General features: G+C 69.8%; 11 protein-coding genes. 4 read left to right on the forward strand and 7 right to left on the reverse strand.

Going from position 1 to position 12,991, the window contains the following annotated elements:
• Positions 1-213 precede the first annotated feature (213 nt).
• The gene (locus tag BM175_RS18450) at positions 214-1,704 is read left to right on the forward strand and encodes a DHA2 family efflux MFS transporter permease subunit (RefSeq protein ID WP_090965673.1); all 1,491 of its coding nucleotides are present in this window, start codon (positions 214-216) and stop codon (positions 1,702-1,704) included.
• Positions 1,705-1,763: 59 nt separating this feature from the next.
• Here BM175_RS18450 and BM175_RS18455 read toward each other — a convergent pair whose 3' ends face one another.
• Positions 1,764-2,663 (reverse strand): LysR family transcriptional regulator, encoded by a 900-nt coding sequence (locus BM175_RS18455; protein WP_175526911.1) that lies wholly within the window; start codon positions 2,661-2,663, stop codon positions 1,764-1,766.
• A 91-nt stretch (positions 2,664-2,754) separates the two neighbouring features.
• On the opposite strand from BM175_RS18455, the gene BM175_RS18460 reads away from it, so the two are divergent.
• The 3 genes from BM175_RS18460 to BM175_RS18470 are packed head-to-tail and all read left to right on the forward strand — an operon-like array spanning position 2,755 to position 5,784.
• Entirely contained in the window at positions 2,755-4,044 is a 1,290-nt protein-coding gene (locus tag BM175_RS18460) for a CitMHS family transporter (RefSeq protein WP_090965676.1), read from the forward strand.
• Positions 4,044-5,438, forward strand: a complete 1,395-nt coding sequence (locus tag BM175_RS18465) for an acyclic terpene utilization AtuA family protein (RefSeq protein ID WP_090965678.1) — start codon at positions 4,044-4,046, stop codon at positions 5,436-5,438. The genes BM175_RS18460 and BM175_RS18465 overlap by 1 nt, the downstream gene beginning before the upstream one ends.
• Positions 5,431-5,784, forward strand: coding sequence for an AtuA-related protein (locus BM175_RS18470; protein ID WP_090965680.1), 354 nt, complete (start codon positions 5,431-5,433; stop codon positions 5,782-5,784). The genes BM175_RS18465 and BM175_RS18470 overlap by 8 nt, the downstream gene beginning before the upstream one ends.
• 42 nt (positions 5,785-5,826) lie before the next feature.
• Here BM175_RS18470 and BM175_RS18475 read toward each other — a convergent pair whose 3' ends face one another.
• The 6 genes from BM175_RS18475 to BM175_RS18500 form a co-directional block, all read right to left on the reverse strand.
• Positions 5,827-7,149 (reverse strand): M20 family metallopeptidase, encoded by a 1,323-nt coding sequence (locus tag BM175_RS18475; RefSeq protein WP_090965681.1) that lies wholly within the window; start codon positions 7,147-7,149, stop codon positions 5,827-5,829.
• An 84-nt stretch (positions 7,150-7,233) separates the two neighbouring features.
• On the reverse strand, positions 7,234-7,647 hold the full coding sequence (locus BM175_RS18480) for a DUF3830 family protein (protein WP_090965683.1): 414 nt from the start codon (positions 7,645-7,647) through the stop codon (positions 7,234-7,236).
• 44 nt (positions 7,648-7,691) lie between these two features.
• Complete coding sequence (locus BM175_RS18485; protein WP_090965685.1) at positions 7,692-8,420, reverse strand: amino acid ABC transporter ATP-binding protein; 729 nt, start codon at positions 8,418-8,420, stop codon at positions 7,692-7,694.
• On the reverse strand, positions 8,417-11,326 hold the full coding sequence (locus BM175_RS18490; protein ID WP_425285292.1) for an FAD-dependent oxidoreductase: 2,910 nt from the start codon (positions 11,324-11,326) through the stop codon (positions 8,417-8,419). Before BM175_RS18490 ends, BM175_RS18485 begins: the two co-directional genes overlap by 4 nt.
• Position 11,327: 1 nt before the next feature.
• Positions 11,328-12,224: a 4-hydroxy-tetrahydrodipicolinate synthase gene (dapA, locus tag BM175_RS18495; RefSeq protein WP_090965687.1), complete on the reverse strand. Its 897-nt coding sequence runs from the start codon at positions 12,222-12,224 to the stop codon at positions 11,328-11,330.
• A 26-nt stretch (positions 12,225-12,250) separates the two neighbouring features.
• On the reverse strand, positions 12,251-12,943 hold the full coding sequence (locus BM175_RS18500; RefSeq protein WP_090965689.1) for an amino acid ABC transporter permease: 693 nt from the start codon (positions 12,941-12,943) through the stop codon (positions 12,251-12,253).
• Between the last annotated feature and the right edge of the window lie 48 nt (positions 12,944-12,991).

Below are 12,991 nucleotides of genomic sequence, written 5' to 3' on the forward strand. Positions count from 1 at the left end.
CGAAAGGGACGGGCCGGAAACCGCGCCTTTCCTGCGAGAGCGTTCCAGGCGGGTTCCCACCGTTCAGGCCCCGCAGCGCGACCATTGTGAACGGGGAAGGGGTGGCCAACGGTCGATCGACACCGTATGTCTCCCTTGCGATTCCCATCGAAGGTATCACGCCGCCCGGCGGCCCGGCTCGTCGCCGCCCGTGAAGCGTTCGTTTCGATTTCCATGTCCGTCCCGTCTTCCGCCATCGGCCTTGCCAATGCCGTGCCCGCCCGGCGCAATTTCCGCACCATCGCCCTCATCGTCGCCAGCGCCATGTTCATGGAGCAGCTCGACGCCACCATCCTCGCCACGGCGCTGCCGACGATGGCGCGGGACTTCGGCGTCGGTGCGCCGTCAATGAGCATCGCGCTCACCTCCTACCTCATCAGCCTCGCGGTCTTCATTCCTGTCAGCGGGGCGGTGGCCGATCGCTGGGGCTCGCGCACCGTGTTCCGGGCCGCCATCGGCGTCTTCGTCGCGGGATCGGTCCTCTGCGCACTGGCGCCCTCGCTCGGGTTCCTCGTCGCCGCGCGTCTCCTCCAGGGGCTCGGCGGTGCGATGATGATGCCGGTCGGACGCCTCGTGCTCCTGCGCTCGGTGGAGCGGCGCGATCTCGTCTCGGCCATGTCGTGGCTGCTTGTGCCCGCCCTCATCGGCCCGATCCTCGGGCCGCCGGTGGGCGGCTTCATCGTCACCTATGCGGACTGGCGCTGGATCTTCTATATCAACGTGCCGGTCGGCCTCGTCGGAATGGTGCTCGTCAGTCTCTTCATCGACGAGACCCGGGACGAGCGCACCGGCCCGTTCGACAGCGTCGGCATGATCCTCTCGGGCATCTCGCTCGGCTCGCTCCTGTTCGGCTTCGAGACGGCGAGCCGCGACGGCGAGGGGATGCTGGCGCTCGCGCTCGTTGCGGTCGGCCTCGTGGCGGGCGCGGCGTATCTCCACCATGCCCGGCGCCATGCCGCGCCGATCCTCGATCCCGCGCTGATGCGCGTGCCGTCCTTCGGCACCTCGGTGATCGCGGGATCGCTGACCCGCATCACGCAAGGGGCGCAGCCGTTCCTCCTGCCGCTGATGATGCAGCTCGGCTTCGGGCTCTCGGCGGCGACGAGCGGCCTCGTCACGATCGCGACCGCGATCGGCTCGCTGATGATGAAGGCGCTGGCGCCTCGGATCCTGCGGCGCTTCGGCTTCCGCCAGGCGCTCGTGGTCAACGGGATCCTCGCCGCGCTTCTCTACGGCACCTGCGCCTTCTTTCGGCCGGACTGGCCGCTGCCCGCGATCTTCGGGGTGCTGGTCTGCTGCGGCTTCTCCATGTCGTTCCAGTTCACCGCCTACAATACGGTGGCCTACGACCGGATCTCGCCGGCGCAGATGAGCTCGGCGACGAGCTTCTACACGACCTTCCAGCAGCTGATGCTGTCGCTCGGCATCTGCGTCGCGGCGCTTGCCCTGCACGGCTCGATGGGTGTGCAGGGCCATGCCGCACCGGAACTGTCCGACTTCTCGGTGGCCTTCGCGGTCGTGGTGGCGATCTCGCTTCTGGCGACGGTCTGGAACCTGCGCTTCTCCGCCGATGCCGGTCGCGAAATCAGCGGCCACGGTCGCGTCGCCGAGACGGTGAAGCGTCCGGCCGCCGAGACGAGCGAGGCGCTCGAGCACGGTCGCTAGCGGCCGCATGACGGAGGTGCGCTCGGTCGGACTGCGCCGGGCGAAAGTGCGTCGCAGCCTCAAGGCGCGAGCATCAGCAGCCGCTGGCGAACCAGGGCCGCCGTCGGCGACAGCGTTCGTCCTCGCCGCTGCACGAGACAGATCGCGCGGTGGACCACCGGTGCGGTCAGCGGGCGCGTGACGATCCCTTCCGTGTCGAACGCCTTGAGCGCGAGTTCCGGCAGGGCCGTGACGCCGAGCCCCGCCGCGACGAGCGCGCCGGCCGAGGCGAGATGCGAGACCTCGAACGCCGGCACCACCGCGCAGCCCGCGGATGCGAACCCTTCGTCCGTCAGCTGGCGCACCGAGGTCAGGCTTCTCATGGCGACGACGGGATGCGTCGCCAGATCGGCCCATGAGAGATCCGGCAGGCTGGCTAGCGCATGGCGAGCGGACAGGACGGCCACGAAGCGATCCGTCGTCAGGGGTTCGAAGACGAGGTCGGGCAATCGCCGCGACGGTTCGACGGCGATGCCGAAATCAACTTCGCCCTGAGCCACCGCGCCTGTGACCCCGTCGAGCAGCGTATCGATGATCGACAGCCGGATCTCGGGGTCGTCGCGGTGAAGCCGTGCGAAGAGCGGCGGCAGGATGGCCGAGGCGATCGAGGGCAGGGCGGCGATCGCGACATGGCCGCCGATCGCCGACAGCGACTGCGTGATCTCGTCCAGCGAGGTCGTGAGGTCGTGGATCACGCGCCGGGCGATCGGCAGCAGCGCCTCGCCCTGCGGCGTCAGGGCCACCGACCGGCTCGTCCGGTCGAAAAGCCTCGCTCCAATCCGCTGTTCGATGCGCGCGACCGCCCGGCTGACCGCTGGCTGCGACAGAGCGAAGTGATGGGCGACCGCCCGGAAACTGCCGGTCTCGACGAGAACCAGGAAGACCTGAAGCTCGAAGGGCGAGAGATCGATGCGCTTCATGCATCGATGCATGAACCGAATTCAATTTACGCACAAGTCGGCGGGTGCGAACTTGCCGCCCGGCCTCGGGAGAAGGCCTTGGGAGGAATTCATGCTTGCCGTGCTCGGCTTTGGCACGATCGCCGTTTTCCTGGCGATCACCTTGAGCGGACGCCTGTCCGTGCTCGTCGGCCTCGTTCTCGTGCCGCTCGCGGCGGGGCTTCTCGGCGGCTTCGGCGCCGACCTCGGCAAGATGATGATGGACGGGATCGTGCGGGTCGCGCCGACCGGCATCATGATCATGTTCGCGGTCCTGTATTTCGGCCTGATGATGGGCACCGGGATCTTCAAGCCGATGATCCTCGGCCTCGTGTCGCTGGTGCGCGGCGATCCGGTGCGGCTCTGCCTCGTCTCGGCGGCGCTGCCGATGCTGGTCGCTCTCGACGGCGACGGCGCGACGACCTTCCTGATCTCGATCACGGCACTCCTGCCGATCCACCGGCACATGCGCATGAACCCGCTGGTGCTGCCGGGCATCGTCGCGCTGGCGGCCGGCACGATGAACATCCTGCCCTGGGGCGGACCGACCGCCCGCGCGATGAGCGTCCTCGGCACGAGTTCGCAGGACATCTTCCAGCCCGTGATCCCCGCGATGCTGGTCGGCCTCGCCTGGGTCTTCCTGGTGGCGGCCTATCTCGGGCTGAAGGAGCGCCGCCGCCTCGGCGTCGCCGACAGCTTCGACGCGGGCGCCCACGTCACCGAGACGGCGGAGGACGCGGCGGCACTGCGGCCCCACCTCTTCTGGTTCAACGTCGCGCTGACGCTCGTGCTTCTCGTCATGCTCTTCACGCATGTCCTGCCGCTCGCCGTGATCTTCATCATCGGTTTCGCGGTGGCGCTTCTCGTGAACTATCCGAGCTGGGAGGCCCAGCGTGAACGGCTGGTGGCGCATGCCGACAGCGTCGTGACCGTCACCACCATGATCTTCGCCGCCGGCATCTTCACCGGGATCCTCCAGGGGACCGGCATGATCGAGGCGATGGCGACCTCGCTCGTCGCCGTGGTGCCGAACGGCATGGCGCCCTACCTGCCGCAGGTCGTCGCCGTCGCGAGCATGCCGCTCAGCCTCGCCTTCACGCCGGACGCCTTCTACTTCGGAATGCTGCCGGTCTTCGCCCAGACCGCCGAGGCGCTCGGCCACGAGGGCATCGAGGTCGGACGCGCCGCCATCCTCGGGCAGATGACGACGGGCTTCCCGCTCAGCCCGCTCACCGCCTCGACCTTCATCCTCATCGGCCTGTCGGGCGTCACGCTTGGCGCGCACCAGCGCTTCATCTTCAAATGGGCCTTCGCGACGACGCTGATCATGGCCGCCGTCGCCTGGATCACCGGAGCCATCTGATGTCGGACGCAGACCTTCCTTCCCTCGTGCGGATCGGCTGCGCATCCGGCTTTGCCGACGATCGCTCGGATGCCGGCCTCCCCGTCGTGCGCGAACTGGCACGCCACGAAGGGCCCCGCTTCCTGATCTACGAGACGCTGGCCGAGCGCACGCTGGCGCTGGCGCAGCTCCGGCGCCGGCAGGACCCGGAGGCCGGCGCGAGCGAGGCGATCGAGCGCTTCCTTCGGCCCGTGCTGGCCGAATGCCTGGCGTCGGGCATCCGTATCGTCGGCAATTTCGGGGCCGCCAACCCCCGGGGCGGGGCGCGGATCATCCGCCGCCTCGCGGCCGAACTCGGCCACCCCGACATCCGGATCGCCGTGGTCGAGGGCGACGACATCTCCGATGCCTTCTCGCACGCGGAACTGAGGGCGCGCGAGATGGACAGCGACCTCCTCGCCGATGCCGCCGGGATCGTCTCGGCCAACGCCTATATCGGCGCCGAAGCGATCGGCGAGGGCCTCGACGCCGGTGCCGACGTCGTCGTCGCAGGACGCGTCGCCGATCCGTCGCTGGCGCTCGGGCCGCTGATCCATGCGTTCGGCTGGCGGCTCGACGACTGGGATCGCCTGGCTGCCGGAACGCTCGCCGGCCACCTCCTCGAATGCGGCTCGCAGGTCACCGGCGGATACTTCGCCGACCCCGGGATGGCGGACGTCCCGAACCTTGCCGAGGTCGGCTATCCCATCGCGGAAATTCTCTCCGACGGCGCGATCACGCTGACCAAGCCGCCGGGCACGGGTGGGCGCGTCGACCGCGAGACCGTCGCCGAACAGCTTCTCTACGAGATCCACGATCCCGCGGCCTATCTCACCCCCGACGTCGTCCTCGACCTCACCGAGGTCGGGATCGAGGTCGTCGGCAAGGACCGGGTGAGGGTGGTCGGCGCGCGCGGGCGGCCGAGGCCCGAGCGGCTGAAGGCGACGGTGTGCGTCGATGGCGGGCATCTGGCGGAAGGCGAGATTTCCTATGCCGGCGCGAACGCCGCGCGCCGGGCAGCTCTGGCGATCGCCGTCGTGCAGGCGCGGATGGCGCGGCGCTGGCCGGGTCTTCTCGTGCGCGCCGATGCGATCGGTGTCGCCAGCCTCTTTCACCCGGCCGGTCCCGCGGCGCTCGGACCGGCCCTTGCGGTTTCGCCTTGCGAGGACGTCCGCGTCCGCCTCGCCGCCGCCTCGACCGATCGAGCCGGACCGGAGGAACTCCTGCACGAGGTTCGGGCGCTCTACTGCGCGGGTCCGGGGGGCGGCGCGGGCATCCGCACGCGCCTCACCCACCGTGTCGCCAGCGCGTCTTGCCTCGTGGAGCGCGAGCGCGTCGAGCCCCGCATGGAGATCCTGGAGCCGCACCATGGCTGAGACGACGCTGCGATCCCTTGCCCACGCCCGGTCGGGCGACAAGGGAAACCGCGCCAACATCGCGGTGATCTGCCGCGATCCCGCGGACTACGAGCGCCTGCGGCAAGTGTTGACGGAAGCCTTCGTCGCCGGGGTCTTCGCCGCGCGGCAGCCGACGCGTGTCGTGCGCTACGAACTACCGCGGCTGGCTGCCTTCAACTTCGTCCTCGACGGCGTGCTGGAGGGCGGCGTCAATGCGAGCCTCGGGCTCGACGGCCACGGCAAGTCCCTGTCGTTCCAGCTCCTGTCCGCGCCCTTGCCGCTGGCAGAGCCCACGGTCGAGCCGATCCGTTCGTCGCCTGAGTGACCGACGGCCATTCGGCCATTCCGACAGGACCCTCGCGTGGCATCATGGCTGTGTCGTGCTGGACGGCGCCTCGCACCAGGCCTCGATGATCGACGCCGTCACATCGATCGCGCGGGAGAGATCCGCGAGGTCGACCCATTCGCCGACCCCCTTCGCCATGGTGAGATCGCCGCATCTCGGACCGTAGCCGACCGTCGGGATGGAGCGCTGGACGAGCGGGTTGCGGATGTCGCTCGATGTATGGAGCGGGTTCACCCTCGGATTCGCGCCGGCCTCCAGCAACATCGCCCGGACCAGTTGGTAGAGGGGGCCGTCGACGTCGGTTTCGGCGGCCGAAACCCCGGAGAGCCATGTCACGTCGGGCCGCGTGGCCTCGGGCCATCGAAGGCCCTGCCAAGCGCCCGATACGGCATCCTCCACCACCGCCTTCGCCTCCGCCAGGGTCTCACCCGGCACCAGCGACAGAACCGCTGCGATCCGGCACGAGGCGGGGATGCGCGCGGAGGCGCCGGTCGACCCGGCCTCGATCCGCGTCACCAGGAGGTTGGTGGAGCGGCCGACCGCCGCCTGCAGGAGCGGGTGCTGGACGCTTTTCCCTCGCGCGCGGTCGAGCGAGGCGAGGGCGTCGAGGACGGCCCGCATCGCATCGAGCGGGTGATGGGCCAGATGGGCGAAAGCCGCATGCGAAGGCTCGTCCGTCTGCGGGAGACGCCCCGCGATCTCCACCGCGAACTCGATCTGCCCCGGTGCGAAGGCCTTGATCTCGTCGAGGCCGGCGCCCGATTCCGCCGGGTGCAGGTAGATCGCCGCATCCGCCGAAAGGCCGGCGGCGAGCGCTGCCGCGATCCCGCGACGATGCCGCTTCGAGGGCGATGAAACGAGGGTGACCGGCGCGGGCGGGGTCCAGCCGCGGGCGTGCAATCGAGCGAGCGAGGCCACCATGATCATGATTCCGGCGATGTCGTCGGCAACGCCCCATCCGATCAGCCGGCCGTTCTCGACGCGTGGCTCGCGGGGATCATGCGACCAGCCGTGATCCGCCTGGAAGGCTTCCACGTCGGGATGGGCGAAAAGGAGAAGGCTTCTGGCACCGTCCGCGGCCGTCGACGGGGCGATCCGCCCGATCAGGCATGTCTGTTCGCCGGCGGCGGTATCCACCCCGGAGGCGAACTCCTCGATCAGCGGAACGGCCTGCGGATCGTAGACGAGAGGTTCGACCGCGCAGCCCACGGCTTCCATCCGCTCGGCGACGAGACCGGTGAAGGCCGACTGGTCGCCCGCCGCCGCGACAAGCCGCATCAGGAGGTCGAGTTCCGCCGGGGAAAGGGGGATGTCGCGGGAGGCCGCGGCTTCAAGGGTCGTCATCGATTGCGGCTCCCTGTCGGACGATGAATGGGGCGGCGGCCAGCCCGTTCGGGCGCTCCCGGCTGCCGCTCCATCCTCTGTCGCTCACGTCAGATGGAAACGGATCGGCTTTGCGCCGGTCCACAAGGTGCCGCGGCCGAGTTCGGCCAGCGCGTCCAGCTTGTCGATGATCGTCAGGAAATGGTTGCCGGCCAGCGGCCCCGCCTTGGATGCGAAGGCGACCGGGCCGTAGGCGAGAAGGATCTCGGTCTCCGACACGCCGCCGGGATAAAGGATCATCTGGCCGGGATGGGGATGGCTGGTCGCGTTCTCGTACGGCAGGCCGAAGTCCTTGTCGCCGAGCGGGATCCAGCAGGCTTCGCCCGACCAGCGCACGTGGATGACGCGTTCGGAATAGGGAAGGAGGTCGCGAAAGGCCGCCACGGTCCGGGGGGCGGCCTCGGTCTCGAAGCGCGCGGGAAAGGCGTGGCGGTCGATTTCGACGATAAGCTCGCTCATGGATGTGTCCTGATTGAGGGTGGGCCGCGGCGCGGACGGGTCGCTCAGTGCCGCAGGATCTTGCCGAGGAAGGTCTGCGTCCTCGGGTTGGTGATCTCCGAAAAGAAGGCTTCGGTCGGCCGGTCCTCGACGATCTCGCCCTGGTCGATGAAGACAACCCGCGTCGCGACGTTTCGGGCAAAGCCCATCTCGTGGGTCACGCACATCATGGTCATGCCTTCGCGGGCGAGGCCGACCATGACGTCGAGCACTTCGGCGATCATCTCGGGGTCGAGCGCGGAGGTCGGCTCGTCGAAGAGCATGGCCATCGGGTCCATCGCCAAGGCACGCGCGATCGCCACGCGCTGCTGCTGGCCGCCCGACAACTGGCCGGGATACTTGGCCGCATGGTCGGCGAGCCCCACCCGGTCGAGCAGCGCCATTCCCTTGGCCTTTGCGACGTCGGGCGTGCGCTGGAGGACCATCTCCTGCGCGATCGTCAGGTTCTCGATGATCGACAGATGCGGGAACAGCTCGAAGTTCTGGAACACCATGCCGATCCGCGTGCGAAGGTTCGGCAGGTCGGTCTTCGGGTCGCCGACCTCGATGCCCTGGACCCGGATCGAGCCCTCGTCGAAGCCCTCGAGCCCGTTGACGCACTTGATGAGGGTCGACTTGCCCGACCCCGACGGGCCGCAGACGACGACCACCTCCCCCTTGGCGACATGGGTGCTGCAGTTCTTGAGGACCTGGAACTTCCCGTAGAACTTGTTGACGCCTTGGATCTCGATCATGGGCGGCCTTTCGCGAAGCGCGTGACGGAGAAGGGGCCGATGTCGTGCGTCGCGGGCCTTCCGGCCACGAGATCGGCGGTGATGCGGCCGACGAGCGGCCCGAGCGTGTAGCCGTTGGATGTGACGGCGTTGAAGAAGCCGGGGGCGTCGGGGTGCTCGCCGAGGATCGGCGCGCCGTCGATGTTGATGTTCATCGCCGCCCAGCTCCGGATGACATGCGCCTTACGAAGCGCGGGCACGACGTGCTGCGCCACCCAGAGGTTGCCCTCCAGGCTGTCGAAAAGCGGGCGCGGATGCTGGTGCACCGGATCGAGCCCGGCGGTCCAGCCACCCCCGATGATGATGTTGCCGTTCGCCGCCTGCTTCAGCGTCAGGTGGCGGCCGGCATGTGCGACGAGGTAGGACACGAGCGGGGCGACGGCTTCGGTCACGACCATCTGCAGCGGGGCGCCGAAGACCGGCACGTCCAGCCCGAGCATGGCGCCGATGCGCGAGGCGAAGGCGCCCGCCGCGTTGACCACCCGGCGCGCCCGGATCGGGCCGCGCGAGGTGTCGACGGCATAGCCGTCGCCCTCGCGCCGGATCGCCCGGATCTCGGCGTTCGTGTAGAGGCGCGCGCCGGCTGCAAGGGCCGCCGACAGGACGCCTTCGGTGGCCACGAGCGGATTGATCTTGCCCTCCTGCGGGCAGAACGCGGCGCCGAGGAAGCGCTCCGACAAGGCGGGCTCGCGGCGGCGGAGTTCCGCTGCGTCGATTAGGTCGCAGCGAACCCCTCGCGAGCGCTCGACCGCGGTCTTGGCTTCCAGGAAACGCAGATGCTCCTCGGTCTCGGCGACCATCAGGCCGCCGGTGATCTTGATTTCGAAGTCCGCCGCCAGCTCTCGTTCCAGCTGGCGCCACAGGTCGATCGAGTCCCGCTGCAGCGGGAGGGTTCGCGCAGCCGGCCCGCCGCCGGCTTCCGCGCGTGCGCCGTAGTCGAAGGAGAGGAGCTGCGCATGCAGGCTTCCCGCATTGCCGCCCGAGGCGCCGGAATTGGGAACGCCGCGCTCGACCACGACGACGTCCTCGCCCGCGCGGGCGAGGAACAGCGCGGTGGACAGTCCGGCGATCCCGGCGCCGATCACCAGCGTTCCGACGGAAAGCGGCGGCAGCGGTTCGGCGTCGGGAGCCGCCCGGTCGGGCAGGAGCGCGCGGCGATGGCCGCCCCATTCCGGCTTCTCCAGCGCGAGCGCGGCGAGGGGGATCGGCCGGAGCGGCATCTGCGCGGCGAGCTTCGGCACGACCTCGCGGGCCTCGGGATCGCGCGCGGCGGCCCGCGCGAGGACCGGGCCGCAATAGCGGCCCTGGCAGCGGCCCATGCCGGCGCGGGTCATGCGCTTGAGGCTGGCGGTGTCGCCATGGGGCCCCTTGGCCAGCGCCTGCGAGACGGCCGCAAAGCTCACCGCTTCGCATCGGCAGGCCAGCGTGTCCGCGGATGGCGGCGGAGCGTCCGACGCGTCGAAAAGGGTCCAGAGCGCAGCCTGGAAGGTCTCGTGCCGGGCGAGGCGCCGGCGGTCGGCCCGCTCCTCGTCCGCCTCGATCGCCGTGTCTGAGCCGAGCTCGCGCGACGCGGCGCGGCCCGCGAGGCGACCCTGCGCCAGCGCCACGTGGGCGCCGGCGAAGCGGCCGGCCTCGCCGATCACGAAGACGTCGGGCTGGGACGTCCGGCCGGTCTCGTCGCGCTCGACCTCCAGCCGGCCGCCGCGATCGCGATGGGCGCAGCCGAGGAGCCGCGAGAGTTCGTTCGCGGAGGCAAAGCCGTTGCCGACGACCACGGCGTCGACCGCGACGCACCGCTCGCCCTCGGGGGTCGCGTAGACGGCAGCCTCGACCCGCCCGTCGCCCTCGACCCGCACGAGTTGCGAGGACCAGGAAAGGGGGATGCTCGACGCGCGCAGCCGGGCCATCTGCCGCATGCCGGCAAGCGCGAGCGCCGGGTGGCTGATGACGAGGCGACCCGCCTCGCGCGGTCGCGTGTGCGGGGCCGGGGCCCGGTCGAGAACCGCGGCGACCGTCGATCCTGCAGCGGCAAGCTCCAGGGCCACCTGAAGGTTGAGAGGACCGTTGCCCACGACGAGGACGCGCTGCCCGGCGGACACGCCGTAGGAGCGGATCAGCGTCTGCGCCCCGCCGGTGGTCATCACGCCCGGCAGGGTCCAGCCGGGAAGCGCCAGCGGCGTTTCGAAGGCGCCGGTGGCGACCACGAGCACGCGTGGGCGCCACCGGGCCGCCTCGCTCCGGCATAGGGTTCCGAGAACGAGGTGGCCGTCCTTGTCCCGCTCGGCGCCCCAGACGAGCGTCTCGCCATGGATGGCGACGCCGAGGCCGCGCACCCGCTCGATCAGCGTCGCGCCCTCGCGCATCTGCGGGTCGCGCGCCGCCATGCCCTGGCGCTGCTTGTAGAACTGCCCGCCGGGGCCGGGACGCTCGTCGAGCACCGTCACGCTCGCCCCGTGCCGTGCCGCGGCCTCCGCGGCCGCAAGGCCCGCCGGCCCGGCGCCCACGACCAGAACGTCGACGCTCCGTTCGAGGATCTGCGTCGGCAGTCCGGCGAGATCGGCAAGGTGAGGATCGAGGAGGTCGATCCGCACGGGATGGCTCCGGACGTCTTGGCCGTCCTCCGACCTGGTGAGACAGGCGCGCTGCCCCGCACGTCCGTTCACCACCACGAGGCACTCGTGGCAGACGCCCATGCCGCAGTAGTGGCCGCGCGGGCGTCCGTCCTTGCCGATGGACTGCGCCTTGAGGCCCGCCGCGATCAGCGTCGCCGCAAGGCTCTCGCCCGGCACGGCCGGGAGAGCGCGGCCATCGAACCGGATGGTCGCCGTCGCGCCGACGCGGGAGCTGGGGGCGGGCGCCATCGGCATGTCAGGCGGCGAGCGCCCGGGCGAGGCCGAAGTGGTCGACCAGCGCCTTCATGCGGGCGTCGTCGGCCGCCGGCAGCGGCAGGCGGGGCGGGCGCGGTTCGCCGACCGCAAAGCCCATGTGGCCGAGGAGCGCCTTGGTCCCGCCGACATAGAGATGCCCGCCGACCGCCTCGATCAGCGGCAGCCATTCGAGATAGAGCCTGTGCGCCTCGGGAACGCGGTTCTCGTCCTTCACCAGCTCGAAGATGCGCGCCATCTGCCGCGGGGCGACGTTGGACGCCACGGCGACCCAGCCTTCCGCCCCTTCCACGAAGGACTCAAAGCCCAGGATGCCGCCGAAGACCGTCATGTTGCGGCCGGCCTTGCGGATGATGTCACGCACGCGCGTCACCTCCAGCGTCGACTCCTTGATGTAGTCGCAGCCCTCGATCTCGGCGATCCGCGCGACGAGATCGGGCTTGAGGTCCACGTTGGCCGTCGCCGGATTGTTGTAGACCATGATCGGCAGCTTGGTCGCCGCGGCGATCGTGCGGTAGTGATGGACGAGCTCGTCGTCGGTCGGCGTCGAGTAGAAGGGCGGAATGATCATCACCCCGTCGGCCCCGAGTTCCTCGGCCTGTCGCGTAAGGCGGACGGCCTCGCGCGTGTCCTCGGCGCCCGTGCCGATCAGGACGGGGACCCGGCCGGCGGCCGTCTCGATCACGGTCCTCGCGACCTCGACGCGCTCCTCCTCGGACAGGGACAGGAACTCGCCGGTGGAGCCGAGCGGGATCAGGCCGTGGATGCCTTCCCGGACCTGCCAGTCGGTGAAGGCTTTGAGCGTTTCGACGTCGAGCCGTCCGGCCTTGTCGAACGGCGTGATCATGACGGTGTAGACACCGCGAAAGGTCTTCTGCATGGCGATGGATCCGTTGAAAGGCGGGGTCAGCGCTGCTCGCTCGCGGCAAGCGGCTGGTCGGAGCGTCCGAAGCGCCGCTCGATCCGGCGCTGGACGAGGTCCCAGAGCGTGGTCAGGAGGAGGTAGTAGATCGCCGCGACGGTGAAGAGTTCGAGCACCTCGAAGCGCTCCTGGATGAGGACCTGCGTGCGGCGCAGGAGTTCCTCCATCGAGATCACCGAAGTGACCGAGGTCGTCTTGAGGAGGCCGTTCACCGAGTTGCCGAGCGGCGGCACGATGATCTTCAACGCCTGCGGAAGGACGATCGAACGCATGATCTGCGGCTCGCGCATGCCGAGCGCGCGCGCGGCCCGCACCTGGCCCTTCGGCACCGCCTCGATGCCGGCGCGGATGATCTCGGCGAGATAGGCCGCCTCGTTGAGCGACAGGCCGATCAGCGCGGCTTGCCAGACGTTGAAGCGGATGCCGAGTTCGGGCAGGGCGGTGTAGATGACGATGAGCTGGACGAGCAGCGGCGTTCCGCGGAACAGCCAGATATAGGCGCCCGCCAAGCCCGAGAGGATGCGCGACGACGAGCGCCGCATCAGGGCGAGGCCGAAGCCGAGCACGAGGCCGGCGAGGATGGCCACGACCGTCAGCCAGAGCGTCGTGAAGACGCCCTGGAGGATGAACGGGTTCACGAGGTAGCCGAAGAAGCCCGACCAGTTCCAGTTCAGCATGCGTGCGGTCCTTCGCCGGATCGTCGCCGAGGCGGGGTGGAAAGACTG

This window comes from Aureimonas phyllosphaerae, from assembly GCF_900113065.1.
GTDB lineage: Bacteria > Pseudomonadota > Alphaproteobacteria > Rhizobiales > Rhizobiaceae > Aureimonas > Aureimonas phyllosphaerae.